At 66.4% G+C, this 26,141-nt stretch carries 24 protein-coding genes; 4 read left to right on the plus strand and 20 right to left on the minus strand.

Annotated elements, in window-relative coordinates:
- Window positions 1-119 precede the first annotated feature (119 nt).
- Entirely contained in the window at window positions 120-665 is a 546-nt protein-coding gene (locus tag J7643_17120) for a hypothetical protein (protein MBO9542314.1), read from the plus strand.
- A gap of 105 nt (window positions 666-770) precedes the next feature.
- Here the strand turns inward: J7643_17120 and J7643_17125 are convergent, their stop codons facing one another.
- The 17 genes from J7643_17125 to J7643_17205 form a co-directional block, all read right to left on the minus strand.
- Window positions 771-2,255, minus strand: a complete 1,485-nt coding sequence (locus J7643_17125) for a carboxypeptidase regulatory-like domain-containing protein (protein ID MBO9542315.1) — start codon at window positions 2,253-2,255, stop codon at window positions 771-773.
- A gap of 17 nt (window positions 2,256-2,272) precedes the next feature.
- Complete coding sequence (locus J7643_17130; GenBank protein MBO9542316.1) at window positions 2,273-2,851, minus strand: hypothetical protein; 579 nt, start codon at window positions 2,849-2,851, stop codon at window positions 2,273-2,275.
- A 19-nt stretch (window positions 2,852-2,870) separates the two neighbouring features.
- Window positions 2,871-3,428, minus strand: a complete 558-nt coding sequence (locus J7643_17135) for a hypothetical protein (protein MBO9542317.1) — start codon at window positions 3,426-3,428, stop codon at window positions 2,871-2,873.
- 29 nt (window positions 3,429-3,457) lie between these two features.
- A complete protein-coding gene (locus J7643_17140; GenBank protein ID MBO9542318.1) occupies window positions 3,458-4,303 on the minus strand; it encodes a hypothetical protein in 846 nt (281 codons plus the stop codon).
- Between the two features lie 22 nt (window positions 4,304-4,325).
- Window positions 4,326-5,849: a hypothetical protein gene (locus J7643_17145; protein MBO9542319.1), complete on the minus strand. Its 1,524-nt coding sequence runs from the start codon at window positions 5,847-5,849 to the stop codon at window positions 4,326-4,328.
- A 26-nt stretch (window positions 5,850-5,875) separates the two neighbouring features.
- Complete coding sequence (locus J7643_17150; GenBank protein ID MBO9542320.1) at window positions 5,876-6,466, minus strand: hypothetical protein; 591 nt, start codon at window positions 6,464-6,466, stop codon at window positions 5,876-5,878.
- A gap of 296 nt (window positions 6,467-6,762) precedes the next feature.
- A complete protein-coding gene (locus J7643_17155; GenBank protein ID MBO9542321.1) occupies window positions 6,763-8,256 on the minus strand; it encodes a carboxypeptidase regulatory-like domain-containing protein in 1,494 nt (497 codons plus the stop codon).
- 15 nt (window positions 8,257-8,271) lie between these two features.
- A complete protein-coding gene (locus tag J7643_17160; protein ID MBO9542322.1) occupies window positions 8,272-8,832 on the minus strand; it encodes a hypothetical protein in 561 nt (186 codons plus the stop codon).
- Window positions 8,833-8,850: 18 nt separating this feature from the next.
- A complete protein-coding gene (locus tag J7643_17165; protein MBO9542323.1) occupies window positions 8,851-9,663 on the minus strand; it encodes a hypothetical protein in 813 nt (270 codons plus the stop codon).
- A 12-nt stretch (window positions 9,664-9,675) separates the two neighbouring features.
- A complete protein-coding gene (locus tag J7643_17170) occupies window positions 9,676-10,197 on the minus strand; it encodes a hypothetical protein (GenBank protein MBO9542324.1) in 522 nt (173 codons plus the stop codon).
- 18 nt (window positions 10,198-10,215) lie between these two features.
- Window positions 10,216-11,703, minus strand: a complete 1,488-nt coding sequence (locus tag J7643_17175) for a hypothetical protein (GenBank protein ID MBO9542325.1) — start codon at window positions 11,701-11,703, stop codon at window positions 10,216-10,218.
- The gene (locus J7643_17180; protein ID MBO9542326.1) at window positions 11,703-12,305 is read right to left on the minus strand and encodes a hypothetical protein; all 603 of its coding nucleotides are present in this window, start codon (window positions 12,303-12,305) and stop codon (window positions 11,703-11,705) included. Before J7643_17180 ends, J7643_17175 begins: the two co-directional genes overlap by 1 nt.
- Before the next feature lie 284 nt (window positions 12,306-12,589).
- The gene (gene trmB / locus J7643_17185) at window positions 12,590-13,210 is read right to left on the minus strand and encodes a tRNA (guanosine(46)-N7)-methyltransferase TrmB (GenBank protein MBO9542327.1); all 621 of its coding nucleotides are present in this window, start codon (window positions 13,208-13,210) and stop codon (window positions 12,590-12,592) included.
- A gap of 87 nt (window positions 13,211-13,297) precedes the next feature.
- The gene (locus J7643_17190) at window positions 13,298-13,555 is read right to left on the minus strand and encodes a general stress protein (GenBank protein MBO9542328.1); all 258 of its coding nucleotides are present in this window, start codon (window positions 13,553-13,555) and stop codon (window positions 13,298-13,300) included.
- Between the two features lie 94 nt (window positions 13,556-13,649).
- Window positions 13,650-14,495 (minus strand): hypothetical protein, encoded by an 846-nt coding sequence (locus J7643_17195; protein MBO9542329.1) that lies wholly within the window; start codon window positions 14,493-14,495, stop codon window positions 13,650-13,652.
- A 136-nt stretch (window positions 14,496-14,631) separates the two neighbouring features.
- Window positions 14,632-15,282 carry a DnaJ domain-containing protein gene (locus tag J7643_17200; protein ID MBO9542330.1) on the minus strand — a complete coding sequence of 217 codons (651 nt, stop codon included), beginning with the start codon at window positions 15,280-15,282 and terminating at the stop codon, window positions 14,632-14,634.
- A 6-nt stretch (window positions 15,283-15,288) separates the two neighbouring features.
- Window positions 15,289-16,980 (minus strand): M3 family oligoendopeptidase, encoded by a 1,692-nt coding sequence (locus tag J7643_17205; GenBank protein ID MBO9542331.1) that lies wholly within the window; start codon window positions 16,978-16,980, stop codon window positions 15,289-15,291.
- A gap of 367 nt (window positions 16,981-17,347) precedes the next feature.
- On the opposite strand from J7643_17205, the gene J7643_17210 reads away from it, so the two are divergent.
- Complete coding sequence (locus J7643_17210) at window positions 17,348-17,776, plus strand: hypothetical protein (protein MBO9542332.1); 429 nt, start codon at window positions 17,348-17,350, stop codon at window positions 17,774-17,776.
- Here J7643_17210 and J7643_17215 read toward each other — a convergent pair.
- Complete coding sequence (locus J7643_17215) at window positions 17,737-18,282, minus strand: DUF2726 domain-containing protein (protein MBO9542333.1); 546 nt, start codon at window positions 18,280-18,282, stop codon at window positions 17,737-17,739. The two genes, J7643_17210 and J7643_17215, sit on opposite strands and share 40 nt — an antisense overlap.
- Before the next feature lie 208 nt (window positions 18,283-18,490).
- Here J7643_17215 and J7643_17220 point away from each other — a divergent pair, with 208 nt between their 5' ends.
- On the plus strand, window positions 18,491-20,239 hold the full coding sequence (locus J7643_17220) for an ABC transporter ATP-binding protein (protein ID MBO9542334.1): 1,749 nt from the start codon (window positions 18,491-18,493) through the stop codon (window positions 20,237-20,239).
- Window position 20,240: 1 nt separating this feature from the next.
- Here J7643_17220 and tmk read toward each other — a convergent pair whose 3' ends face one another.
- Window positions 20,241-20,858 carry a dTMP kinase gene (tmk, locus tag J7643_17225; GenBank protein MBO9542335.1) on the minus strand — a complete coding sequence of 206 codons (618 nt, stop codon included), beginning with the start codon at window positions 20,856-20,858 and terminating at the stop codon, window positions 20,241-20,243.
- A gap of 26 nt (window positions 20,859-20,884) precedes the next feature.
- Between tmk and J7643_17230 the strand changes: the two genes are divergently transcribed.
- Window positions 20,885-22,060 carry a class I SAM-dependent RNA methyltransferase gene (locus J7643_17230; protein ID MBO9542336.1) on the plus strand — a complete coding sequence of 392 codons (1,176 nt, stop codon included), beginning with the start codon at window positions 20,885-20,887 and terminating at the stop codon, window positions 22,058-22,060.
- A 59-nt stretch (window positions 22,061-22,119) separates the two neighbouring features.
- Here J7643_17230 and J7643_17235 read toward each other — a convergent pair whose 3' ends face one another.
- Window positions 22,120-26,013, minus strand: coding sequence for a hypothetical protein (locus J7643_17235; protein ID MBO9542337.1), 3,894 nt, complete (start codon window positions 26,011-26,013; stop codon window positions 22,120-22,122).
- Window positions 26,014-26,141 lie beyond the last annotated feature (128 nt).

A 26,141-nucleotide genomic window follows, 5' to 3' on the forward strand; every position in this document is an offset into this window, starting at 1 on the left:
AGGCTAGGTTCATGTGAACCATCTCGACCTGTGATGCTCGATTGCCTGGCTGCTGCGTGAACCCCCTCGGCCTGAGCGAAGGATGCGTCCAGTCGCTTCATCGAGGAACAAGTACTGTCATGAACAAGCACCTGGTTCGCGGCCTCGCCGCCGCTGCTCTCGCCCTCGGATCCCTCTCGCTGACGGCTTGCCCCGCGCCCGCCCCCTATGTCCTTCCCACCACGGCGGGCGCCGAGATCAACGATGACTTCTGGAGCGCCTACTATCCCGAGTTCAAGAAGGACATGACCTGGACCTACAAGTTCAGCTCCTTCGACGCCTCGGGCTCAGTCGTGGCCGAGGGCGAGTCGGTCTGGAAGATCGTCGAGGTCAATGACGGTGCCGCGACCGTCAAGATCAACGCCAAGCTGGGCGAGACCACCCTCGCCGAGGAGACCACCCAGCTCACCAAGAAGGGCCCCTCGAACGCCAAGTCGGGCTTCAAGTTCCAGAAGACCAAGGCGCGTAAGATTGGCGGCGTCGACTACCCCGAGGCCGTCTGGCTCAGTAGCACCAACGACGACGGGACCTCGGACGATTACTGGGTCGTCAAGGGCGTCGGCATCGTGGCGATCGACCATAACAAGGACAAGACGTACCTCTCGCTCAAGAGCAAGTCCTTCTAACGCGGTACTTCTCGCGCGATACAAGAATTCGGCCGGCGGATCATCCCCGGCCGAATTCTTCAAGCACGACCCCCGAGCCGCTTGATGGCTCGGGGGTAACGATTGCTATGGGAGTTTGAGCTCGATGGGCTTTGACTGGCCGTAGAAGGTCTCGGCGTTGAAGAGGCCGTCCTTCTTCCAGTACTTGATGACGTAGTAGACCTTCTCGGCCTTGATCGCGTCGCTGAGGGTGAAGCTGCCTTCGCTCTGGGGGCCCACCTTCTCGGGGAAGTTCAGGAACTCGAGCTGCTGGCTGCCGGTGGTGCCGCGCAGCAGGCCCTGGTAGACGGCGTCTTCGACGCCGAGCTTGTCGGCCCAGTCGATGGTCTGGGTCTTGCCTGCGAGCTGGGCCTTGAAGCTCTGTTCGTCCCAGGCGATGTCGATCTCGGAGCGGGTGATGCCGGGCTTGACCTTGACGGCGTCGCCCACGGCCACGTCGACGACGTTGCCGAGGCGTCCCTCGTCCTTGAAGAAGACCTGGTACTCGCCGAGGGGCAGGTCCTCGAACCGGAAGTTGCCCTGGGCGTCGGTCTGGGTCGTGGCCTCGACCTTCTCGAAGCCCTTGGTGCCCGGCTTGCGGTACTTGAGGCGGGCGGTGAGCGGCGTGCCCGGGTTGCCGCCTTCCGACAGGGAGTGGACGAAGCGGCCTTCCAGGATGACGCGCTGGGTGACGGGGGTCGCCACGGGGGCCGGTGTGGGGATCGGTGCGGGAGTGGCCGCTGCGACGGGGGCGGGCATCGCTACCGGTGCCTTGGCGGTGGCGCCGAAGAGGCGCATGCCGATGCCCGCGAGCAGCCCCTGGTTTGCGATCGCGTAGGTGTCGCTCGGCTGGAAGAAGTAGTTGGCCTGGGCGTAGAGGCGATCGCCAAGGCCGTAGCGGGCCCCGACGCTGTGCTGCACCTCGTTGCCGGCGACGGCCTCGACGCTCTGGGCGGGGTTGACGACGTTGGCGCGGTAGCTGACGGCGTAGCCGAGGCCGAGGCGGTCCCAGGCCCAGTCGATGCCCGCTTCGACGCCTGCCATGGTGCGGTTGCTCATGACGGCGGCCAAAGGCGAGGCGAAGAGGGTGAAGCCCTTGCGGGCGTACATGGCGTTGAGCTTGGCCTCGAGGCCGTGGGCCGACGAGCCCGGATAGGGGGCGAGCCCGAACATGGGGGCCGTGCGGCCGGGTCCCTGGTCGATCAGGAAGTAGAGGTCCGAGCGGTAGTGGGCATCCCAGCCGAGCTTGAGGCCGGAGAGCTCGGTGATGGGGCCTCTGAGGCCGATCTCGGCGAGGGGACCCATGTTGGCGAGGAGCTGGACCTTGTCGTGGATTCTGGCTTGCAGGGAGAACTGCCCTCCGACCAGGCTGGCCTGGCTGGCGGGGTAGTTGAGCAGGCCGCCCAGGAGGTTGAGGTCCACGTCGCCGACCTTGTCCAGGTAGCGCGGGGCGATGTTGAGGCCGCCCGCGGTGAGGCTGTTCTCGAGGCGGGCGGGCTCGGCGAGGGCCGGGAGGGCCATGGTGACGCCGAGGGTGGCGGCGAAGAGGGCGCGGGGCCAGTGACGGATCATCTTGTTCTCCTGTGCCATTACTCGAACGAAACGCTGGCGGAGCCGGCGTGGGTGAGGCCGCCGTCCGTGAAGGTGACGGTCGATGCGGTGGCCTGGCCGTTGAAGACCCGGTCGATCAGCTGGATCTTCAGGCGCTTCGCGTAGACGCGGTCGACGTTCTCGACCGTGATGTCGATCGAGGAGCTGGCGTCGAGGCTGATGAGGTCACTCTCGGCGGTGCCTGGTGCCTTGTAGGCGTAGCCCCGGACCCGGTAGTCGGTCCAGGGGTGGAGGTTGGTGAAGGTGAGGTTGGCGGAGAAGCCGAACCTGGGGTCGGCGTCCAGGTCCAGCTGGATGGGGTTGGCGCCGTTCATGGCGGGCTGCTCGCCCTCGGGGGTGACCTTGTAGAGCTTGACGACCAGGTGCCGGATGTCGTCCCGGGTGTAGGTGAGGGGGGCGAGCGTTTGCGTACGATACTGGCCGCTCGCGACCTCGGGCGTCACCTGGAGGCTGGCCCCCCCGGTGGTGCTCGAGGTCATGGTGGAGGTCGCACAGCCTCCGAGCAGGGCGCCGAGCAGCGCGAGGCCGGCGAGGCTTTTCTTTCGGTTGTTGTTCATCTGCAAATTTCCCCTCGTCCTACTCGATGGTCTCGGATCGGGTGGCGGTCCCGCCGTTGACGACGTCGACCCAGTTTTCGTTGGTCTCGGCACCGAAGGCGACGCTCTTCAGCTTGACCGGCAGGCTGCCTACGGCAGGGCGGTCGTCGTTGGTCACGACCAGGTCCACCGTCGAGCCGCCCTCGACGCTGATGAGATCGCTTGCGTCGGTGCCCAGGGCCTTGTAGGCGTAAGCCTTGAGGCGGTAGGTGGTGTGGGGCCTGAGCTTGTCGAAGGAAATGGGGGCTTCGAGGCTGCTTGAGGCGACGTCGCGGACCACGGGGTTGCTCGCGGCGTCGCGCCAGGGGGTCTCGGTGCCGCCCGAGACGGTGTAGACCTTGACGACCAGGTGCGCGATGTCCGTGGCCTTGTAGGGGTTGAGGGTGTTGCCTCCCATGTCCTGGGTGCGGTACTGGCCGTTCTCGACCAGGGGGCGCACCGCCAGGGATGCGTTGCCGCTCGTCGCCGTGGTCGCGAGGCCGGCGCAGCCGGCGAGCAAGGCAGCGCCGAGGGCGAGAGAGCAGAGGCCGTGCTTCATGTCGAGATATCTCCTATGTGCGCGCATCGCTAGGCTCCCCCGCCCGGGACCGTGATCGAGAGCGTGGCGGCGAGCGCATTGTCGTCCGTCACGTCGAGGTCGATCGAGGCCGTGGCCTGGGTGACGTTGACGGCGTCCTGGACCTCGGCTTTGAGGCGGAACTTCGAATGGGCGGCCAGGTTGCCGAGGGTGACCTTCCGGCCGTGGAAGTCATACTCGATGCTCGACGTCGCATCGGGCAGGGGTACCTCGGCCCCGTCCACCAGCCTCACGAGCGTGAAGAGGGTGTGGTGGAAGTAGTTGTCCCCGACGCGCTGGAGGACGACCTTGGCGGTCGCCGCGAACGGGCTGTCCTTGAGCTTGAGGGGCAGGGTGCCCATGGTGGGGCGGTCGTCGTTGGTGACCGCGACATCCACCGAGGAGCTCGCGTCCTCGCTGATCAGGGCGTTGCTCGCGTCGTAAGCCCGCGCGACGATCCGGTAGCGCTGATGGGGCTTGAGGTTGATGAGGGCCACGCGCTTGCTGAGCTCGACGGGGGCCTGGTTGATCACGTAGAGCAGCTTCGGGTTGGTCGAGTCGGTGGCCTCCCCCGTGCTGGCGAGCAGAGGCAGGAAGACCAGCTCGCTGCCGGAGGAGGTCTCCACATAGGGCGTCACGCTCAGCGAGGCGATGCTCGAGGAGGTGTTGAGGGGAACCACCGCCTGGACGTGACGGCCGTCGGTGATCTGGGGTTGCAGGAGGACGGTGGCGCTCCCGGTTCGCTCGGCTGGCGTGCTGTCGCCCATCATGCCGGGCTGAAGGGTCGCGCAGCCCACCAGGCCGAGGCCCGCGAGCAGGGCCAGGGGCTTGAGGTCGAATGGCTGTTTCGTTTTCATCTCGTGTTTCTCCTCGCCTGGCCTAGTCGATCTTCCGGATGCTGGAAAATTCACTCACGTACAGGATGCCACCAGGGGCGTAGGTCACCCCGAAAGGCGTCTGGAGGCGCGCGGTCGCTGCCGGGCCATTGACGCGGTCAGGGTGCCCCATCTTGCCGGCAAAGGTTCTCACGACGCCGCCAGGGGTGATCCTGCGGATCGCGTGATTGGCGTTCTCAGCCACGAAGAGGTTTCCCTGGGGGTCTAGCGCAAGGCCCCACGGGAACCTGAAGCGTGCTTCCGAACCGGTGCCGTCGACTCCTCCGGCGTTGGCCGCGCCCGGAAGGCCTGCGAGAGTGGTGACCTTGCCCGAGGGGCTGATCTTGCGGATGGCATGGTTGCCGCCGTCGGCCACGTACAGGGTGTCGTTCGAGTCGCAAGCCAGACCCGTGGGGCCTAAAAAGCGAGCCGTCGTGCCATCGTTGCCCGTGCTGTCGCTGGTCCCGGCTGAGTTCTCAGCCCCCGCGAAAACGCTGATGCTTGTGGCCGTCGTGCCATTGAGCGTGATTTTCTTGATGACGTGACGATTGTATTCCGACACGAAGAGATTGCCCTGCGAGTCGAACGCCATTCCATAAGGGTAGTAAACATCTGTGAATCTTTGATTGTTTTGGTCCGTGATCGTCTCCACGGTGTTGTTGGCAATGGAAATCTTGCGCAACCCGCCATAAGGTGTGAGTTGACTCACGAACAGGTCCCCGTGTTTGTCTATGGCGATGGAGAAGAGGTTGGTGAAGCTGGAATTGGCGAGGGTGCCATCGTTCCAGCCCATGGCGCTGCTGCCCGCGAGCGTGGTGACCACCCCCTGAGGGGTTGCCTTGCGGACGGTATTCGACATGATATCCACCCAGTAGACGTTGCCCTGCGCGTCCGACACGATGGAAATGGGAGAGCCAGGGTTGTTGGCGGCGATGCCCGTTCCGTCTCCCACGAAATTCGAAACCTCGTAGCCTGCCTGGACGCTGGCAGCGCTGGTGGGCGCCTGGTAGGTACCGTTGGTCACGGTGATGCCCGCGCTGGCCTGGCCGCTGAAGAGGCGATCGAGCAGCTTGACGGGCAGAGTGCCCAGGCTGGGGCGCTCGTTGTTCCCTGCGACCTGGATCTCCGCGTAGGAGCCGGCGTCATCGCTGATGAGGTCTTGCTGCGCGGTGCCCGCCGCCTTGTAGGCGAAAGCCCTGACCCGGTAGGTGGTGTAGGGGTGGAGGTAGCCGAAGCGGATGGGGACGTTCAGGCTGCTGGAGGCGACGTCCTTCTGGACAGGGTTGCCCGAGCCGTCCAGGACTGGGGCCTCGTTGTTGCCGTCCAGGGTGTAGAGCTTGACCACCAGGTGGTCGACGTCTGCCTGCATGTAGCCGGGGACGATCGCCTGGGTGCGGAGCTGACCGCCGCTCACGCGGGGCAGGACCTCCAGCGTGCCGGTGCCGGTCGGGCGCCCCGTCAGAGAGGGGGCCACGCAGCCTGCGAGCAGGGTGACCCCAAGAACCAGGGCTAGATTAGTTTGCTTCACGTCTCGATCTCTCCTCGCTCGCAACATTAAACAGATGACGATCTAGTGCTGATGCCCTCGGTGCCGGTCTCGTAGAGGCCGTCGGGAATGCTGAAGGGCGGCGAGGCTTGGCCGTCGAAGGGGGTGGCCTTGAGCTGGATGGGCAGGTCGGCTTGTTGCTGGCTCTCATCGGGAAGGATGACGTCGAGCGACGAGCTCGCGTCGATCGAGATGAGCGCGTCGCTTACGGTGCTCGCGGCCTTGTAGGCGTAGGCCTTGAAGCGATAGCGGGTGTTGGGGTGGAGGCCGGCGAAGGTGATCGGCTTGCTCAGTTCGTCGCGCGTGACGTCCTGGACGATGGGGTTGCCCGCGGCGTCGATGATGGGGACCTCGGCGTCGCCCACGACCTTGAAGGCCTGGACGAGCAGGTGCTGGACGTCCGCGCTCGCGTAGGCGGGGACGACGGCCTGCGCGGAGTAGCCGCCGCCAGCGATCTTGGGGGTGAGTTGCAGGGTGGCCTTGCCGGCGGTGGCCAACTGGCCGCTGGCGAGCAAGGGGACCTTGCCGAGCGGCACGTACACGCAGCCTGCCAGGGCTACGAGCCCCAGCACGGCCATCCCCAGGCGCGTTGCAGTCATATGGACAGACCTCCACAGTCGAAATCGGTCCGCGCAGGCGGAGCGATGGCTTGGCGAGATGAGCGATCGCCGAGCAACATAAAGAACAAGCGTATTTTAGGGTTGAAAGGCCGGTATTCTTGTGAAGAAATCGTGATGGTTTGCCTGAAATGCCTTCTATCACTAAATTAGAGGGCTGGCCCCCAAGGTCGATCGTGGTAATGAGGGGGGCAGCCCCTAATCGAGAGATTCGCAATGCCAATCAGGGCAGCAGGATTTCCTGCTGCCCCGATTGGCATCACTGACGAAGGGATTTACTAGGGGAGCTTGAGCTCGATGGGCTTGGACTGGCCGTAGAAGGTCTCGGCGTTGAAGAGGCCATCCTTCTTCCAGTACTTGATGACGTAGTAGACCTTCTCGGCCTTGATCGCCTCGCTGAGGGTGAAGCTGCCCTCGCTCTGGGGACCCACCTTCTCGGGGAAGTTCAGGAACTCGAGCTGTTGGCTGCCGGTGGTGCCGCGCAGCAGGCCCTGGTAGACGGCGTCTTCGACGCCGAGCTTGTCGGCCCAGTCGATGGTCTGGGTCTTGCCTGCGAGCTGGGCCTTGAAGCTCTGTTCGTCCCAGGCGATGTCGATCTCGGAGCGGGTGATGCCGGGCTTGACCTTGACGGCGTCGCCCACGGCCACGTCGACGACGTTACCGAGGCGTCCCTCGTCCTTGAAGAAGACCTGGTACTCGCCGAGGGGCAGGTCCTCGAACCGGAAGTTGCCCTGGGCGTCGGTCTGGGTCGTGGCCTCGACCTTCTCGAAGCCCTTGGTGCCCGGCTTGCGGTACTTGAGGCGGGCGGTGAGCGGGGTGCCGGGGTTGCCGCCTTCCGACAGGGAGTGGACGAAGCGGCCTTCCAGGACGACGCGCTGGGTGACGGGCGTCGCCACGGGGGCCGGGGTGGGGATCGGCGTAGGGGCCGGGGTGGCCACCGCGACGGGGACAGGGGCGGGCTTGCGGGTCTCGCCGAAGAGGCGCATGCCGCCGCCGACCAGGATCTGCTGGTTGGCGAGGCCGTAGACATCGGCGCTCTGCCAGAGGTAGTTGGCCTGGAGGTAGTGACGGTCGGTGAGGCTGTAGCGGATGCCCATGCCGTGCAGTAGCTCGTGGGGGGTGAGGGTGGCGGTGCCCTCGGCGGGGTTGATGAGGTTGGCGTGGTAGCTCAGGGCGTACCCGAGCCCCAGGCGATCCCACGACCAGTCGATGCCGCCGTCGAGGCCCAGGTAGCTGCGGTTGCTGAGGCTGGCCGCGACGGGGCTGACGAACAGGTTGAAGCCCGAAAAGGGGAGCATGCCGTTGAGCTTGAACTCGGCGCCCGAGGCCGATGCGCCGATGAGGGGCACGCCGAAGAGGGTGCTCGCGAGGCCGGTGCCCGAAGCCGCCACGAAGTACATGTCCTGGCGGTAGCGGGCGTCCCAGCCGACGGTCCAGCCCTGGAAGGTGCCGATGGGGCCGCGGAGGCCGACCTCGGCGAGGGGGCCCATGTTGGCGAGCAACTGGAGACCGTCGGTGATGCGGGCCTGGACCGAGAGCTGGCCGCCCATGAGTCCCGAGCCGTTGGTGGGATAAGTGACGGCGCCGCCGAGCAGGTTGAGGTCCACGTCGCCGGGGCGGCTCAGATAGCGCGGGGCGATGTTGAGGCCGCCCGTGCTGAGGCTGTTCTCGAGCCTTTCGGATTGGGCTCCGGCAGGCAGGGCGATGCTCAGACCGAGGGTGGCGGCGAGCATGAGGCTCGCCGCGGTGCGAGAGGCGTGATGGTTGCGCATGTGTTTCCTACTCACCTATTGCACCTCGTTGATGAAGTCGAAGGTCTCGGATCCCGAGGCCACGAGGGTCCCGTTGCTGACTGCGAGGCCCGCAGATGCCTGACCGGCGAACGCCTTATCCGCCAACTGAAGGGGGATGCTCTTCTCGAGGATGGCGTACTCGTAGTAGGCGATGGGGACGTCGAGCGACGAGCTCGCATCCACGGTGATCTGCTGGGTGTCCTGGTAGCCGTAGGCACGGACCCGGTAGGTCGTGTTGGCTTTCAGGCTGGTGAACCGGACCTGGCCGTTGAAGGCCTGGTGGTTGTCCAATTCCAGCTTGACGGGCGCGCCCCCGTCCAGGACAGGGGTCTCGACCTCGTTTGCGACAGTGTAGAGCTCGAGGACGACGCGGGTGACGTCTGCCTGTTTCCAGGGCTCGACGCCGCTGCTGCCCTGGACCGTGCGCTCCGAGGCGATCCGGGGGGTCAGGACGAGGGTCGTCGTGCCGGCGGAGGGCTGAGCGATAGGGGCCGCGCAGCCGGCGAGGACGCCAGCGACGAGCAGCGAGGAGAGCGTGATGTTGTTCATTTTCATGGTTCCTTCCTCGCTCAACTAAGGAGGGGAGATCTCGATCGAGACGGTCGCGCCGGGGAGCACGTCATCTAGTCCCACCACGACCTCGGTCGAACCCGACGCCAAAAAGCCCCCGTGGCTCTTACGGGCCTCGACTTCGACCCGGTAAGTGGTGTTGGGCTTCAGGTTGTACAGGTAGAAGTCCTTCAACACGCCCGGAACGAGCTGGGTCGAGTTGGGAACCAGGTCAGGCGCGTGGAGCGAGGTGATGAAGGTCTCGATCTGGCTACCGCTCCCGTTCACGAGCACGCGGACGGAGGTGCTTGCGGCGAAGACGGTGTTCATGAGCTTGATGGGGAGCGTGCCGAGGGAGAGGGTCTCATCGCCGAGAACCGGGAGATTTACCTGCGAGCTCACGTCGTCGCTGATGAGGGTGTTGCTCATGTTGTAGGCCCGCGCGATGACGCGGTATCGCTTGTTGGGCTTGAGGTTGGCGAAGCGAATCTTCTTGTTGAACGCGATGCTCGGCGAAGCCTGGGTGAGCATGAGGACGCCCGTGGCGGTCGAGTCGGTGGCGAGCCCCGTCACCGCGTCGATGTTCTTGTAGATGGGGAAGCCGAAGGGGCTCTCCTCAACGTAGGGGGTGATGCTCAGGGAGGCGATGTCAGCGGCCTTGTAGACGGGTCTGATTGCCTGGACGTGGCGTGCTTCCTCAAGCCGAGGGGTCAGCTCGATGACGGCCGTGCGCTCGTGGGTGTCAGGAGCGCCGACCGCGCCGGGGCGCACGGTGGCACAGCCGAGCAGGACGAGGCCCGAGAGGCCCGCGAGAGGGAGGGCGAGGTGTTGCTTCACGGATGCGCCTCCTTAATTATCCAGCACTTCGACGCTCATCGACGCGGGGTCGGTGGTCGTGAGGCTGCCGGTGGCGATCGCGATGGAGGCCGTGGCCTGGCCGTTGAAGCCGCGGTTGAGGAGGCCGACCGGGAGCTTCGCGAGGGTCGGACGATCGTTGTAGGCGATGGCCAAGGTCACCGAGGAGCTGGCGTCGTCGCTGATCTTGTGGTCATCGTCGGTGTAGGCCTTGGCGAGGATGCGGTAGGTGGTGTTGGGGTGCAGCTTGACGAACTGCACGGGGATCCGGTGGTTGGTGACCGTGGCCTGCTTCAGCGGGGTGTTCTCGCCGTCGCGGTAGAGCTCGACGATCACCCGATCCACGCTGCTCTCGTCGTAGGGGCGCACCTCGGGCATCGTCTGCACGAGTCGGCCGCTGTTGAAGGTGGGCTGGATTTCGAGGGTGGCGGTGCCTTCGCCGGTGAAAGGGGCGAGTGAGGCGCAGCCCGCAAGCAGTGCCGCCGCCGTCAGTCCATATGCAATACGCTTGTTCACGTTGGTCTTCCTCATCTCTTAGAAGCTCACTTTGCGAAGGCGGTTGAAGAAGCGATCCGTCATCACGACCGTGCCGTCAGTGGGGTGAGCGGCGAGGCCATAAGACGCGGCGAGGCCGGCATCCGAGCCGCGCCCGTCGGGGTAGATCGCGAAGAAGTCATTGCGGCCTGCCACCGTGCTCACCCTGCCCGAAGGCGAGATCAGCCGCAAGAAGGCCGGGTAGTACGCGAAGAAACTGCTATCCTGGCCGTCGGCGACCAGCATGAATCCGTTGCTGAGGATGGTGATCGCCCTCGGGTTGCGGAAGCTGGCGTTCGTACCCACGCCGTCGGTTCCACCGTTGGTGCCGCCCGCGAATGTTTCGAGGGGGCCGAAGCTGCTGCCGTTGAAGGGAAGCTTGCGGATGCGATAGTTAGCGGTGTCGCTCACGTAGAGGTTACCGGCATTATCCCTTGCAAGCCCCATCGGTCCGAAGAGATCCGTGCTGTTCCCAGTGCCTGCAATTGTGGTCATCGTCATCTCGTTGCCGCTCGGGGTGAACTTGCGAATCTTGTGGCTGGTAGCATCCGCGCCGTACACGTTGCCGTCAGCATCCGCTACGAGCCCGTACATGTAACCGAATCTCGCGTTAGGGCCCGTGCCATCGCCATCGGTGATGGCGAAGATGTCGCCTGCGGGCGTGCTGACCGCGCCTTCTGAGGTGATCTTGCGCAGCAGCTTGCCGTCTGAGACGTAGAGGTTGTTGTTGGGATCGATGGCGATACCGCACAGGTAGCTGAACGTGGCTTGCAGGCGGTTGGGGCTGTCGGCGCTGCCGCTGGTGCCGCTTCCTGCGAACGGCGTCACGACGCCGTTCGAGTCCATCTTGAAGATGCGCGTGTTGCTGGCGATGAAGAGGTTGCCGGACGAGTCGTAGGCCACCCCGTTTGGAGTGACGAGGTCCGTGGCCAAGAGGGTATTGAGAAGCGCGCCGTACTTCACCTGGGCGTCAGACGTGACCAACTGCCCCTCGGTGAGCGAGAGCGAGCCCGTGGCCGTGCCGCTGAAGAGCTTGTTGATCAGGGCGACGGGCAAGGTCTTGTGGCCCGCATTCTGCCCGGTGCCGATAGACACCTTCACCGAGGAGCTCGCCGGGTCGTTGATGAGGCTCTCGGCGCCCTCATCGGCCGCCTTGTAGGCGAAAGCCGTCAGCCGATAGCTGGTGTTGGAGGCGAGGCTGGTGATGGTGAGCCCCTTGTTCGCGGTGCTGCCTTCGCTCGTCACGACGATCGGCGAGTGCTGAGGATCGACGACATCACCGGCCAGCTTGTCGAGCCGGACCTTGAAGTGGTGGATATCGGCCGCTGTGTAGCCTTGAGCATCGGAGACCTGGACACGGCGACCCGCGATGACCTGGGGCATGATTTGCAACGTCGCTTGATGCGCCGTGGTGAGGGCCGAGGGGAGGGCTGCGCAGCCCGCGAGCAGGGTGACCCCGCCCCAGAGCAGATGGCGTGCGTATTTCATCAGCGGGGATCCTCCCAAAGGATGTCCTCGTCCTCGATGGTGAGGCTGCCCGAGGCGATGTCGAGGGCGGGCGAGACGCGGCCGTCGAAGGGCTTGTCCATGAGCTGGACGGGCACCGTGCGGACGCCGGGCGTTTGGTCGTTGGTGAGGGCCACCTCGAGCGAGGAGCCTGCATCCACGCTGATCTTGTCGGCCTCGGAGAGCCCCGTCGCCTTGAAGGCGAAGGCCTTGAAGCGATAGGTGGTGTTCGGGCTCAGGCCGCTGAAGGTGAGCGGCGCGCTGAAGGAAGCAGGAGCGAGATCGTAGAGCTTGGGAAGGCCCTTGGCGTCCACTAGCGCGACCTCGGCGCCGTTCGAGACCTTGTAGAGCTGAACGACCACGTGGTTCACGTCGGTTGGCTTGTAGGGCTCCACGATGCTCGGATCGGGGGCCTGCACGGTGTAGCCGCCGGCTGCGAGCTGGGGCTTGACGGTGACTGCGAGGTTGCCGGCGGTGGCCAGGGCCTCAGTGGGGACCTTTGAGAGGGTTCCCAGGGGAACGTACACGCAGCCGGCCAGGGTCACGAGCCCCAGCGCAGCCATCCCCAGGCGCGTTGCTGTCATAAGGACAAACCTCCACAGTCGAAACCGGTCCGCAAAGGCGGACCGATGGCTTGCTAAAATGAGCGCTCTCCGCCCAAAAACGGACAAGCGTATTCTATTGTCGGAAGGTCATTTTTTCGATGAAGAAATCGTGAGGAATTCCCTGAAAAGCCTTGCTATGACTAAATTAGAGGGCTGGCCCCCAACCCCGATCGCCGGGATTGGGGGCCAGCCCCTAATCAAAAATGAGTGTCCAAAAGTCGTCCCCCTGACGTGAGGGGGACGACTTTTGGAACGTGTCGTCGTCAGGCGTCCAGGGGGCGGCGGGCCACGAAGCCGTAGATCGGCAGGCCCTTGGAGAGAAAGCGCATCTCGAAGTCCGACTGCACCCGCTGGATGGGAACGCTCACTTCGATCTCGAAGCCGGCGCGGCGGAAGCGCTCCAGCGAGTAGGTGAACATGAGCTCGTGGTCGCTACGGAAGTGGAAGTACCCGCCAGGCTTGAGCCAGCGCTTGTAGCGCTCGACCAGGGTCGGGTTGGTCAGGCGGAAGCGATCGCCCTTGGCCCGGGGCCAGGGGTCGGGGAAGAGCATGGTGATGGCGTCCACCTCGCCCGCGGCGAAGGCCTCGTCCATCTCATAGCAGTCGCCCAAGAGGTAGCGGGTGTTGTCGATCGAAAGCTCGTTGGCCCACCAGGTCCCCTTCAGGACGCGGTAGTACTTGCTCTCGAGGCCTACATGGTTGGTCTCGGGCTGATTCTTGGCCGTATGGGCCAGGTGGCGTCCCGAGCCCATGCCGACCTCCAGGTGGAGGGGGGCTTTGCGGCCGAAGACGTCAGCCCAGGTGGGCTGCTCGGTCTCGGGGTTGAAGGGCAGGACGCGCGGATCCTGCATGACGAGTTGCTTGGCAAGGCGTTTGGTTCTCATAGCCTTCCAGCATAGCGCGAGAGCGGGTTGATCGTAAACGCCCGGAGCAGGTCACGACCTGCTCCGGGTGCTGCCGGCTCGCTGCGATCATTCCTTGGTGCGCTTCTTGCCTCGTTCGATCAGGTCGTGGACCTTCTGGCCGCCCTTGTGGCCGATCTCGGCGTAGAATTCGGGGCCGTGGGTCTCGGAGGTCTTCTGACCGCCCTTGTGACCGATCTCGGCGTAGAATTCGTGGCCGTGAGTCTCGGCGGTCTTCTGGCCGCCCTTGCGGCCGGCTTCGCGAACGGTCATCCCCGCCTTCTCGACGGGCTGCTTGCCGGTGGTCGAACGTCTCTTCTCAGCCATCGTTCCTCCTCCTGAGCAGGGGTCGCGCCGGGGGTGTTCCCCCCGCTGCGACTCTAGCCCTCGTCCAATGAGGAGGCAACGCCCGCTCTTGAGACTAGACCGCCCACTTGCCGCCGCGAGCGAAGTGCTCGCGGGCGAGCAGGGCCTGGGCGGCCCCGGGACGCCAGTAGCGCTGGCGGCGGATGAGCTGCTCCATCCGGTAGAGGCGCTGGAGGGGGGCCACTGAGCGATACCTCCAGCACTCGGTGAGCGCCTGTTGCCAGAGTCCCTTGAGGTCCTCGCGGGCCTGGATGAAGTTGCCGAAGGAGAGATTGAGCGCCCAGTACCGGCGGAACTGAGCCTCGTCGCTCGGAGCCTCGCCCTGGTGGCAGCGCGCGTCGTAGTCCATCACGATCCAGTTGCCCGCTTGCAGGGCCTGGTAGGCCCAGCGCTTGTCGGCGCTGACGGCGTCGGAGTTCTCGAAGGCCCAGGTGCGCCAGGCATCGCGCCGAAAGGCCGCGTTGGCGAAGTTGAGGCCGTAGTCGGGAGCCGCCAGGAAGTCGAGCAGGTCCTGGGCGTACCAGGGGGCGCGGATCGAGACGCGCGAGGGGTCGAAGTCGCACCCCGAAACCGCCACCACCTGGGGGTTGGAGCCGAAGTGCCGGGTGAGCGCGAGCAGCCACTTGTCGTCGCGGGGCATCCAGCTGCCGTCCAGGGTCACGACGAGCTCGGTCTGGCTGCGGGCGAAGGCCACGTTGAGCATGGCGCTCGTGCTGCTGCCCGTCGGGAACTCGAGCAGCGTGACGGGGTACTCTGCCTGGACGGCTTCGAGGTCGAGGGGCGGGCTGGTGCAGGCAAGCAGTACGTCGAGGTCGCGGACGCTCTGGGTGAAGAGGCGCTGGATCAGGGGCATGGCCTTGAAGGTGGGACGGTCGGAATAAACGACGATCGTAAGCTGCATGGCGCTACCTCCCCTCGTGGCATGACGGCGCATCCGGGTCGTGCCACCCATCATGAGCGGGGAAGCGAGGGTAATCGCTATGCGAGCTTAACGGAGGTTTTTAGTCAACTTCGACGAAAGGCGTGAGGGAGCCGCGTCAGCCCCCCAAAATATCGCGGGCCCGCTGGAGGTTCTTGATGTAGGCGTCATCGAGGCCGGGCTGGCGATCGGGGTGCATGAGCAGGGAGAGCTTGCGGAAGCGCTGGCGGATCTCGTCGAGGGTCGCCTCGTCGCTCAGGTGCATGACCCCAAGGGCCCAGCTGCGCGAACCCTCGATCCCGAGCCCACGCCGGGGGCCGAGCTGCGCGCCCTCTTGGTAGCCCTTGCGGCGGGCCTCGTCGAGCTGGGCCTGCATCCGCAGCTCGATGGTCCGCTCGCGATCGCGCATCAGGCGCTCGAAGGCGAGGCCCCGCTCTTCGGCTTCCTTGAGGGTCGCCTCGGCCCGGGTGGCCTCCCACTCGGCCTGCTTGCGCTCGAACTCCGCGGCGACGCGCGCCGTGACGAGGGTCTCCCACTCGGCGCGCTGGCGCTCGTGGGCGGTGGTCACACGCTGGGTCGCCGCCGCCTCACCCTCTTGGTAGGCTGCTTGTCGCTGCTCGGCCGCAAGGTGGCGACCGGCCGCGTGGCCGTCACGGTAGCCGGCCGCATGGGCTTCCGCCAGGCGACGGGCAATCTCGTCCGCGAGCTCGCCCAGCGGGGTCTGGGCGAGCCATTCGCGGATCGTATCGGGGGTGGGCGCGTCGGTCATCGGGGCCTAGTTCAGCTCCAGTTCGGCGGCGATCGCCTCGACCGCCGGCGCGAAGACCATGGGGTCGAAGGGCGAGACGAGGCCCGCCGAGCGGAAGATGTCGAGCAGGGACTGGCTGCCGCCGATCCGGCACAGCTCCATGTAGGTGGCCATGGCCTGAGCGCGGTCCTTCTCGGCCATGCGCCAGAGCTGGAGGGCGGCGGATTCGGCGATCGCGTAGTCGATGTAGTAGAAGGGGTCGGCAAAGATGTGGGCCTGGCGCTTCCAGCGCACCGCCTTGTAGGCTTCGAGCCCCTCGAAGTCCACACCCGGCAGGTACTCGTCCCACAGGCGGTCCCACTCGGCGTCGCGCGCTTCTGGGGAATGCCCAGGATGCGCGTACACCCAATGTTGGAACGCGTCGACCACCGCAATGTAGGGCAGCATGGTGAGGGTGTCGATCAGCTTGAGCTTGCGGAACTTGCGGGCGTCTTCGGGGGCGAAGAAGGCGTCCAGCTCGTGGAGGGCCAGGAACTCCATGCCCATGGAGTGGATCTCGCAGGCCTCCATGCTCGGCCAGCGCAGCTCGAGGGGCACGATCCAGCGGCTCTCCCAGCCCTGGAAGGCGTGACCCATCTCGTGGGTCAGGGTGCTGACGTCGTCCTCGTTGCCGGTGCTGTTGCAGAAGATGACGACCTGGTTGGTGTCGTCGAAGGAGGTGCAGAAGGCTCCGGGGCGCTTGCCGGGACGATTTTCGAGGTCGATCAGGCCTTCGGTGGCCATGCGCTTGAAGTGGCCGCCGAGCGTGGGGTGAAGGCGGTCGAAGAGCACCTGGGCCCGCTCGAACTGCTCGCCGATGGGGGCGACCCCGGGGGGCAGCGAGAGGCCGGGGAAGTAGGCCATGTTCCAGGGCTTCACGGTCGGCTGGCCGAGCATGGTGGCCTGCTTGGCGCGCAACTGCTTGAGCAGGGGCACGATGTGCCGCTTGATCCCCTCGCGGAAGGTCTCGACCTCGGCGGGGCCGTAGTCGAGCCGGCGCATGCGGCGGTAGCCGACCGGGATGAAGTTGGCCTCGCCCAGGTTCTCGGCCATCTGCTGGCGCAGGCCGGCGAGATCCGAGTAGATGCCGTGGAACTCGTCGCCGTGGGCGAAGGTCCAGGCAGCGATCGCCTCCCAGGCGGCCTTGCGCTTGGCCTCGTCCGGGTGGGTCAGGAGCGCGCCCGCTCGGCTCAGGGTCAGCGTCTCGCCGTCCACCTCGATCTCGGCGGTGCCGAGGGTGCGCTCGTAGCGGGTGGAAAGATCGGCCGCTTCGACGTTGAGCGGGATGTTGGGGGCGGCGAAGGCCTCGTGCTCGATCTGGAACTGGGAGAAGAGCAGCTTCCCGAAGCGCGCCTCCAGGTGGGGGCGGCTGGGGGATTCGAGCAGGGCCGCGCGGATGGCCGCGTCGTGCTCCTCGCCGACCGGGACGACTTCTTCGCGGATGACGCGGCTTGCCTCTTCGGCCTCGGCGTTGGAGACGTCCTGGGCCTCGGTGTAGACGCGGCGCGCATGCTCGCCCGAGATCAGGCACTTCAGCGAGTTCCAGCGCAGGTAGAAGGCCTCCCAGTCCGCGTCGCTCGCAAGCGTCCGCCGCTCCGCTTCGAGGCGTGCGTAGGCCGCGCGGACGAAGGCGGGCGTGAACTCGGTGGGGCGTTCAAAGGCGGTGTCGGTCGCAAGCATCGAGGGGAGTCCTTTCCGTACGGGGCGGCATGGCGCGCAAGGTGGATATTTTACCGCTGCGCGGCTGGTGGCGGCAAACGATTCGTTAATCTTTACGTAACAGGCCGAACAAAGGTCGCAAGTTGGGGCCCTGATGGCCTATAATGGTTTCGTGACGCCATTCCTAATAGGCGCGCCCTGCGCGGACTTCCCAAGAGGGGAGAACCGTGCCGATCTTTTTCATCCACACTGAAGTGGTGCGGCTGCTGAACATGGATACAATCTAGCTGAGATCGATCCCACCCGTCGCCGAGACCTGGTCGCGTTCGCCCGCACCCCCCGTTTCGCCAGTTGCCCTACCCGCAAGACAATATGTTGAGGAGGCCGTTTGAAGTTGAAGAGCAAAGAGCTACAGCCCGGGATGCTGGTCAAGGAGACCGACGCCGAAGGGCAGGCCCGCGTTTTCGTCGTGACCAAGCTGCTCGACCAGGACCGCTACTGCGGCCATGACGTGTTCACTTGGGACGACTCGCTCGCCGAGGCCTGGACCGCCGAGCTCGCCGCCGAGCACCCCAACGTTCGCTACGTCGTGGCGGACAACAAGCTTTGGTACGTCGAGGGTGAAAAGCGCACCCTGTGCATGACCCTGTTCGAACTCGAAGGCGTCAAGTACTGCGTCGGCACCAACCTCCAGACCAACGAGGTCAGCTCGGCCGAGCCCTACGTCCCCTACGAAGAGCTCGGCAACAAGATCCGTCGTTCGATGGTCTTCTTCGACTACAACAAGTCGACCTGGGTCCTGCTCCCCTCGGAGTAGCGCGCCCCCAATCCAATCACCCAGGCGAGCACTTCCTCGGCGGCCACGTCGAGCGGCTCGCCGGGGATCAGGGAAAGCTTCAAGAGCGGGACGCCGGATTCGGCGATCGCGCTCTCTTTCATTTGGCGGTTCTCTTCTTCGAGGTAGTTGGCCTTGGTGCCGTTCTCGATGAGCAAGAGCCCCGCGGGGGCCAGGGTGTCGCGGTAGGCGAGCAGGAAGTCCACCGGCGCCTGGCGCATGCGGTGCCAGCCGGTGTGGGTGAGGCGGCCCGGGTCGAAGGCGCTCTCGAGGCGCGCCTTGGGGAAGATGACCAGGCCTTCGCGGGCGGCGAGCCCCTCCAGCAGCTTGAAGACCTCGGCCTGGGTCGCGTCCAAAAGCGCGGCCTTGGGGATGATGAGGGCCGGCAGGTCCTGGGCGACGAGGCCCCCTTCGGGGTCGCGCATGGCGGCGAGGCCGACCCAGATCAGGCCGATGATGATGAGGGCGCCGAGAATTCCGATAAGCATGGCGTAGGTCCAGATCCGGTGAGGATGGGGCACAGGGGCCGAAAGGCCCTTTATCAGCATCCAACAAAACCAGGCCGGTGTCGAGCTTTGCCCGCAATGGGCCTACAATACCCTTTGGCGCAAGGCACGACGAAAGGACGAGGCGTTGATCGGAGGCGGTGGGTTCTACGGATCGTGGCGGATCGGGGCACAGAGCGAAAAGGCGACTTTGTCGCGGACGCACCTGAAGCGGATCGCGCGCTACTTCAAACCCTACGGCGCTCTCGTGGCGGCCACGCTCGGGGTGGTGGCCGTCTCGGCCCTTTTGGGGCTGATCCCGCCCCTCTTGCTGCGGACCCTCATCGACGACGCCCTGCCCCACGGCAACCTCGCCCTGGTCAACTGGCTCGCGCTGGGCATGATCCTGGCGCCCTTGGCCGCCGGTCTCTTGGGGGTGCTCGAGACCTTCCTGGACGAGAAGATCAGCCAGGGCATCATGCTCGATCTGCGCCTGTCGCTCTTCGCGCGGCTGCAGCAGCAGACCATGGCCTACTTCACGGCGACGCGCCCCGGCGAGATCACGAGCCGCCTCAACAACGACGTCAATGACCTCCAGGACGTCTTCTCGGACACGGTCGTCGCCATCTCCAACAACCTGTTCATCGTGGTCTCGACCCTGGTGGTGGTCTTCACGCTCAACTGGCGGCTCGCGCTGCTTGCGATCGCCATCCTGCCCCTCTTCATCCTGCCCGCGCGCTGGGTGGGCCGTATCCGCCAGGGCATCGTCACCCAGAGCCAGGAGAAGAAGGCCGACCTGACCGCCTACGTGCAGGACGCCATGAGCATCAACGGCTTTTTGATGCGCCGGGTGTTCGGCAACCGAGAGCGCGAGCGCTCGAAGTACGCCACGCTGAGCCGGGACCTGCGCGATATCCAGATCCGGCGCTCGCTGGTCTGGCGCTGGTTCACCCTGACGCTTGGCCTCTTCTCGGCCTTGGGGCCCGCCATCATCTACTGGTACGGCGCGCACCTGATCGTGCAGGGGGCGCTGACGGTGGGGACCATCGTGGCGTTCGTCGCCTATCTCGGTCGCCTCTACGGGCCGGTCTCGGCGCTCGCCAACGTGCACGTCGAGGTCATGTCGGCGATCGCCGTCTTCGAGCGCCTTTTCGGCGTCCTGGACCTGGTGCCGAGCATCCAGGACCGACCGGGAGCGCGGGCGATTTCAACCTCCGAGGGCCATCTTTCGTTCGAGCACGTGGGCTTCCACTACCGGCCGGATCGGTCCCTGCTGCAAGACGTCTCGTTCGAGGCGCGGCCGGGCGAGCTGGTGGCGCTGGTGGGCCCCTCCGGGGCGGGCAAATCCACCATCAGCTACTTGATCCCGCGCTTCTACGACCCGACCGAGGGGCGCGTGCTGCTGGACGGCACGGACCTTCGCGATCTCACGCTCGAAAGCCTTGAGGCCCAGATCGGGGTGGTGACCCAGGAGCCCTTCCTGTTCCACACCACCATCAAGGAGAACCTCCGTTACGCCAAGCCCGAGGCCACGGACGACGAGATCGTCGCGGCGTGCCGCTCTGCCAACATCCACGAGATGATCGCAAGTCTGCCCGAGGGCTACGACACCACGGTGGGTGAGCGGGGCTACCGCCTGTCGGGCGGCGAAAAGCAGCGCCTGGCCTTGGCGCGGGTCATCCTCAAGTCGCCGCGCATCCTCATCCTGGATGAGGCCACCTCGGCCCTCGACTCCCACTCGGAGGCCCTGATCCAGGCTGCGCTCACGCCCTTGATGGAGGGCCGCACGACGGTTGCGATCGCGCACCGCCTCTCGACCATCCTGCACGCGGACCAGATCCTCGTGGTCGAGCGGGGCCGGATCGTCGAGCAGGGGAGGCACGCCGAGCTGCTTGCGCGGGGCGGCCTGTACGCGAAGCTCTACCGCGAGCAGTTCGCGGAAAAGAAGCTGGAAGCTTGAATTACCGGCGTGCGGCGAGGCGATCCATCACCAGCGCGCGCACCTCGTTCGTGACCGTCGCCAGATCCCGACTGGCGTCGACCCGCACGATGTTGGCGTCCGGCATGGCCGCGAAGATCTCGCGGACCTTCACCAGGAACTCTTCCTGCTCGTAGCCCTTGTTGTTCGCCTCGCCGCGCCCGCCGCGGATGCGGCCGATCCCGGTTGAGGGCGGCGCGTCCAGCATGAGGACGAGGTCCGGCTTGGGGAAGTGGGCATTGAGCGCGCGGATGTGGTCGGGATCGATCCCGAGCGCGCCCTGGTAGGCGATGTTCGAGTAGAAGTAGCGATCGACGAGCACCACCGCACCCGCTTCGAGGGCGGGCAGGATGTTCTCGTTCACATCCAGCGCGCGGTCCTGGATGAAGAGATTCAATTCCTCGTCGAGGGTGATGCCGTCCCGGCCCTCGGCCGCGATGCGCCGGATCTCACGCCCGTAGACGCTGTCGGTCGGCTCGCGGGTCCGCTTGACGGGGAAGCCCTGGGCCTCGAGGAACTGCTCGAGCTGGGCGAGTTGCGTGGATTTGCCCATCCCGTCGATGCCCTCGACGGCGATGAAAAGACCTTTTTGCTTGTTCATGATGCTTCCAATGCTACCATAGGGGGATGAAGAAAGACCTGACCTTGGTGGCGACCACGGCCTTCGGCCTCGAAGCCCTCGCCGCCCATGAACTCCGCGCCCTCGGCTACGACGACGTCAAAGTCGAGAATGGCAAAGCCACCTTCCAGGCCGATTGGTCGGGGGTCGCCCGCGCCAACACCTGGCTGCGCACCGCCGAGCGCGTCCTCATCAAGCTGGGCGAGTTCCCGGCGCGCACCTTCGACGAGCTCTTCGACCAGACCAAGGCCCTGCCCTGGGAAGAGTTCATGCCCGAAGACGCCATGTTCCCCGTCGAAGGCAAGAGCCACCTCTCTCAGCTCAGCAGCGTTCCCGCCTGCCAAGGCGTGGTCAAGAAGGCCATCGTCGAAGCCATGAAGCGCCGCTACAGGCGCGAGGTCTTCGCCGAAACGGGCGCCCGCTACCGGATCCTGGTGGCCCTCCACAAGGACGTGGCGACGCTGACCCTCGATACGACGGGCATCGGCCTGCACAAGCGCGGCTACCGCAAGCTCACCGCCCCGGCTCCGCTCAAGGAGACCATGGCCGCGGCGCTCGTGACCCTCAGCCGCTGGCATCCCGACCGCTATCTCATCGACCCCTTCTGTGGCTCGGGCACCATCCCCATCGAGGCGGGCCTCATGGCGCGCAACATCGCGCCGGGCCTCAACCGGGACTTCGACGCGTCCGACTGGCGCGTGGTCCCGAAGGGCGTCTGGGCCGAGGCCCAGCAGGAGGCCCAGGACCTGGTGCGGCGGGACGCGGAGATCCGGGGCATCTACGGCTCGGACATCAGCGCCGAGGTGCTGAGCACCGCCCGCTACCACGCCAAGGAGGCGGGCCTCGAGAACGACATCTTCTTCGAGAAGAAGGCCCTCAAGGACTTCCAGACCAAGAAGAAGTACGGCACCATCATCACCAACCCGCCCTACGGCGAGCGCCTGGGGGACAAGCCCGAAGTCGACCAGCTCTATCGCGACATGGGCAAGGTCTTCGCGCCCCTGGACACCTGGGGCATCTACGTCCTGACCCCGCACGTGGGCTTCGAGCGCCTCTTCGACCGGGTCGCCCACAAGAAGCGCAAGCTCTACAACGGCAACATCCGCTGCGATCTGTACCAGTACTTCGGCAAGCGCCCGCCGCGCGAGCAGGTCGTGGACGAGACCGAACCCGTCACCCCCTGACGCACGTCATATCATTCAAGCGGCCCCACGGTTGAACCGTGGGGCCGCTTGAATTTTGCCTATTTCGAGAGCTTGCTGAGCACCTGCACGACCATGTGCATGCGGTGCGAGAGAGCGTCCTGGGTCTCGCGCATCGCTTCGAGGCTCGCCTTGAGGGCCGCGTTCTCCTGTTCGAGCGCGGTGAGCGCCTGCCCCTGCGAGGCTTGCAGGCTGCCGAGCTCTTCCTGGATCCAGGTCTCGGTGCGCGCGGCCGCCGCGGTGTTGGCGTCGAGGGCCTGAGCAAGCAGGCTGCTCTGCTCGGCCAGCTGCTGTACCAGGCCGGTCAGGTCGTCGACCTTGCCGGTGAGCGCCGGGTCCTGGCGATTGGTACCGACCTCTTGCTGCAACTTGCCGAGCTGCGCGAGGGCCGCGTTCAAGGCCTCTTGCTGGCGGCCGTGGGCGAGGGCGAGGCCTTCGAGGCGGCCCTTGAGCCCGCCCAGCTCGCCGCTGAGGCGCTGGGTGCTCTCGGTGGCCTGCTGGCTCTTCTCGAACTTCGCTTCCAGGCTGCCGAGTGCTGCTTGCGCCTGCTCGAATCGCTGGTTGGCGAGGGTTTCGACCGCCCCGGTGCGGGTGGCGAGGTCTTCGAACTTGCCGAGGAAACGCCCTTCGGCCTCCTGGAGCCGCTTGTCCAGCGCGCCCTGCTCGCGGCGCAGGTCCTCGCCGATTCCACGCAGGCCGGTGTCGGCCTCCTTGAGCAGCGAGTCGAGGCGCCCCTGGGCCGAATCCCAGCGTGCGTCGAACTGCTTGAGCTCCGCTTCGACCGCTTCGAGGCGCCCTGCGAGCGGGGACAGGGCCCCTTCGAGGGAGTCGAGCCGCGAAGGCAGCGGCGAGAGGGTGTCTGCGAGCGTGCCGAGGCGGCCGTCGAGCTGCCGGCTTTCGTCGGCGAGGCCTTCGACGCGCGTTTCGAGAGTCGCCTGGCGCTTGTCGCTCGCCTCGTTGCGCTCGGCCAAGGCGGCGGCTTCCGCCTGCATCGCCTCTACTTGCTCGGCGAAGGTGGCGAGGCGAGCCTCGAAGGCGGCGGTCCGGGCCTCGACGGCCTGGGCGCGCTCGTCGAGGGTACGGACGGGAGCGACCTCGCGCCGCAGGGCGGGGATGGCGTCGTCCACGATCGTCGCCAGCTCGGTCATGAGGGTTTCGAGATCGGTCTGGTGGCCTTGCTGGGCGGCCGCGAGCTCGTCGCGCAGCTCTTCGAGGGTGGTCTCGAGGTGTTCGAGGCCCGAGGCGAGGCGCTGCTCGCCGGCTTCCATCAGGCGCGCGTCGAGGGCTTCGAGCCGGGCTTCGAGGTCCAGGATGAAGCCGTCTACCCGCTCGGCGACCTGGCCGCGGACCGCTTCGATGTCGGCGCGAATTCGCGGCAGATCCTGGGCGACGGCGGCGTCCAGCTCGTTACGAAGCCCTTCGAGCGCAAGCTGCTGCTCGGCGAGGGCTTCTCGGCCCTGCGCCTCGCGTGCGCTCAGATCCGCTCGCAGGTCGGTCTGGAGGGTGGCGAGCCCCTCGTCCAGCGCGTTGCGGTAGGCGGCGATTCGCTCCTCGAAGCCCAGGAGGGATTCCTCGAGGCGCTCGGCATTGGCACCGAGGGCCGTGACCTCGTCGGCGAAGCGCTGTGCCGTGCTTTGGATGAGCTGCTCGACATCGCGCACGGCGTGGGCCTGGCTCTGGAGGTCGCTGCCCAGCTCGGCCTCGGCTTGGGCGAGGGCGCCTTCCAGGGTCGCAAGGCGTTCGGTCTGGGCATCGAGGGCTCGGCGCGTGCCGTCCGAGTCGGCGCTCTCGCGCGCTTCGAGCGAGTCGAGAGCAGCCCGGGCGCTCACGATAGAGGCTTCGAGACGGGTGAAGTCCTCCTGCATCCGCGCGTCGGTCGAGGCCAGGTCGTGCGCGAGCTGGGCTTCGAGCTCGCGGACGCGTGCGTCGAAGCGCTGATCGAGCGATGCGAGATCCTGCCCTGCCTGTGCCTGCTGGGCGGAGAGGTCCTGGTCGAGGCGATCGCGCAGGGCCCGGGTCTCGGTCACGAAGCGCTCGTCGAGGCCGGAGAGCTTGGCGGCGAGCGCCCCGCGCTCTGCTTCGGCGAGGGCCTGTGCGGCTTCGAGCTCGCCCGTGAACTGGGTGCGCAGCGCCGCGACCTCTTTGGCCAGGCGCTCGTCGAGCGCGGTGAGCCGGGCGGCATGGGCCTCGTGGCCGGCCGTGCGCTGAGTCTGCTCGGCTTCGAGGCTCGTCGCAAGCTGCTCGTGCAGCGCCTTGCGCAGGGTCTCCAGCCGCTCGTCGAGGGTGGTGAGGCGCTCGGCGGTGCGGCTTTCGGCCGCCTTCAGCTCGCTGGTGAGTTTGCTCTGGAGCGCATCGCGCTCGGTGTCCTGCGAGCCGAGCTGCTCGTCGGTGCGGGCGGTGAGCCCCGCGAGCTCCACCTTGAGCTTCACGCCGAGGCTCGCCATCTCGCCCGTCAGGCGCTGGTCGATCTCGGCGAGCTTCGCTGCCAGGCGCGCGTCGGCGGCTTCGAGCCCCTCGCCGAAGCGGGTCTCGAAAGCTTCGAGCGAGTCGTTGAGGCCGCGCTCTTGCCGCGTGAGGCGATCCTCCAGGCCGCGGCGGGCGTCCTGCTCGTCCATGATCCCGGTGCGGGCCTCGTCGATTCGTGTCAGGAGCGAGGCCTGCACGTCGCCCCAGGCGGCCCGGGCGTCTTCGAGACGCTGCTCGGCCTGGTTCACGATGATGCTCAGCTCGCCGACGCTCGAAGCGGTCGTGTCCTGGAGCTTGCGGACTTCCTCACGCACCCAGTTGCGTTGCCCCGAGAGGCGCTCTTCGGTGTGGCTCCACAGCTCTCTGAGGTTGCGCACCTGCTCGGATCGCAGGAACTCCACGTCGTCGCCCGCGATGGCCGCCGGTAGCTGCGAGGGCACGTCGGCGAAGGGCACCAGCCCCTCGGGCCCCGAGGACCGCGGGGTGGTGCGGCCCCGGTTGAGGCGATCGCGCAAGGGCCCCGTCACCCGGCGCAGGGCGTGCTCGCCGAAGGCGATGGGGCCTTCTTCGAGGCCGGGCCAGCGCTGCTTCCAGCCGACCAGGGCGAGGCCGAAGAGGAGGGCGACTCCCGCGAGCGGGTAGAGGACGAGCCCCTTGGGGATGCCGGGGCTGCCGAGCGGAGCGGTCGAGACCATGGCCGGGCCGCTCATGAAGGTGGAGTCGAGGGCCAGGGGCGGGTTGACCCCGCTCAGGGGATGGCGCACGACCACGGCCCAGCCCGTCGAGGGCACCCGGGCGACGGCGAAGAGAGCATCGGAGGTTGCAAGGAAGCCCTCGCCCTCACGGATGAGCTGCTGGCACCAGTCGCGGTCCTCGCCGCTCGGCGCGGCCGCGTTCGACAGCGCCTTGCCCTGGGCGTCGAGCAGGTAGTGGCGAACACCGTCCGCCTTGGGCAGCGACGCGAGCGCCTCCGAGAAGTAGGAGAAGGGAATCCGCGCGGCGAGCACCTGGCCGGTCGGGCTGTTGACCGCGGCGATGAGGGCAGCGAGCTGGGGGCGCTCGGCGACCCATGGCCCGCGGCGCTGGATGTCGCTCACGTCCTCGGCGCTCAGGTAGCGCTCGCCGGCGGGCTGGAGGGTGTACTCGGAGCCCTTGCCGGGGACGGCGGTGAAGAGGGTCAGGGGCCACTGGCTACTGCCCGCGTTCAGGGCGAGGCGCTCGCGCGAGAAGGCGCTCAGGTCCCCTTCGGCCACGGTGGAGAGCAGGGAGGTGCTGCGCCGCAGGGCGGTGTCGACCCGGTTGGCGAGCGCGGTCGCCTCCTGCTGGACGGCGCGGTCGGGCTGGATGGCCGCCAGGGCGTAGGTCTGATCGCCCGGGGTGCTTGGGGCCTGGACGGGCAGCACCAGGGCGACGGTTCCCGCTACCGCGATCCCGAGCAAGCCCAATCCCCACTTGCGGCCAATTCTCACGCGCCCCCCCTTTGTTCTGCGTCCGGCTGTTCGCTTCCCATTATCGTCCGCAGGGCGATTGGAAGTCTGAGACATCGGTCACGCGTTATGTTTTCTTACCCGCTGGGCTTCCCTGGTACATCAACAGA

Source organism: bacterium, from assembly GCA_017744355.1.
Classification (GTDB): Bacteria; Cyanobacteriota; Sericytochromatia; order S15B-MN24; family UBA4093; genus JAGIBK01.

What these genes read in the sequence shown, in the direction of transcription:
- J7643_17195 (MBO9542329.1), bottom strand. Translation starts at nt 14,495, where the DNA reads ATGCAGCTTACGATCGTCGTTTATTCCGACCGTCCCACCTTCAAGGCC.
- J7643_17230 (MBO9542336.1), top strand. Translation starts at nt 20,885, where the DNA reads ATGAAGAAAGACCTGACCTTGGTGGCGACCACGGCCTTCGGCCTCGAA.
- J7643_17200 (MBO9542330.1), bottom strand. Translation starts at nt 15,282, where the DNA reads ATGACCGACGCGCCCACCCCCGATACGATCCGCGAATGGCTCGCCCAG.
- J7643_17180 (MBO9542326.1), bottom strand. Translation starts at nt 12,305, where the DNA reads ATGACAGCAACGCGCCTGGGGATGGCTGCGCTGGGGCTCGTGACCCTG.
- J7643_17205 (MBO9542331.1), bottom strand. Translation starts at nt 16,980, where the DNA reads ATGCTTGCGACCGACACCGCCTTTGAACGCCCCACCGAGTTCACGCCC.
- J7643_17130 (MBO9542316.1), bottom strand. Translation starts at nt 2,851, where the DNA reads ATGAACAACAACCGAAAGAAAAGCCTCGCCGGCCTCGCGCTGCTCGGC.
- J7643_17175 (MBO9542325.1), bottom strand. Translation starts at nt 11,703, where the DNA reads ATGAAATACGCACGCCATCTGCTCTGGGGCGGGGTCACCCTGCTCGCG.
- trmB (MBO9542327.1), bottom strand. Translation starts at nt 13,210, where the DNA reads ATGAGAACCAAACGCCTTGCCAAGCAACTCGTCATGCAGGATCCGCGC.
- J7643_17135 (MBO9542317.1), bottom strand. Translation starts at nt 3,428, where the DNA reads ATGAAGCACGGCCTCTGCTCTCTCGCCCTCGGCGCTGCCTTGCTCGCC.
- J7643_17125 (MBO9542315.1), bottom strand. Translation starts at nt 2,255, where the DNA reads ATGATCCGTCACTGGCCCCGCGCCCTCTTCGCCGCCACCCTCGGCGTC.
- J7643_17190 (MBO9542328.1), bottom strand. Translation starts at nt 13,555, where the DNA reads ATGGCTGAGAAGAGACGTTCGACCACCGGCAAGCAGCCCGTCGAGAAG.
- J7643_17120 (MBO9542314.1), top strand. Translation starts at nt 120, where the DNA reads ATGAACAAGCACCTGGTTCGCGGCCTCGCCGCCGCTGCTCTCGCCCTC.
- J7643_17155 (MBO9542321.1), bottom strand. Translation starts at nt 8,256, where the DNA reads ATGCGCAACCATCACGCCTCTCGCACCGCGGCGAGCCTCATGCTCGCC.
- J7643_17150 (MBO9542320.1), bottom strand. Translation starts at nt 6,466, where the DNA reads ATGACTGCAACGCGCCTGGGGATGGCCGTGCTGGGGCTCGTAGCCCTG.
- tmk (MBO9542335.1), bottom strand. Translation starts at nt 20,858, where the DNA reads ATGAACAAGCAAAAAGGTCTTTTCATCGCCGTCGAGGGCATCGACGGG.
- J7643_17215 (MBO9542333.1), bottom strand. Translation starts at nt 18,282, where the DNA reads ATGCTTATCGGAATTCTCGGCGCCCTCATCATCATCGGCCTGATCTGG.
- J7643_17140 (MBO9542318.1), bottom strand. Translation starts at nt 4,303, where the DNA reads ATGAAAACGAAACAGCCATTCGACCTCAAGCCCCTGGCCCTGCTCGCG.
- J7643_17160 (MBO9542322.1), bottom strand. Translation starts at nt 8,832, where the DNA reads ATGAAAATGAACAACATCACGCTCTCCTCGCTGCTCGTCGCTGGCGTC.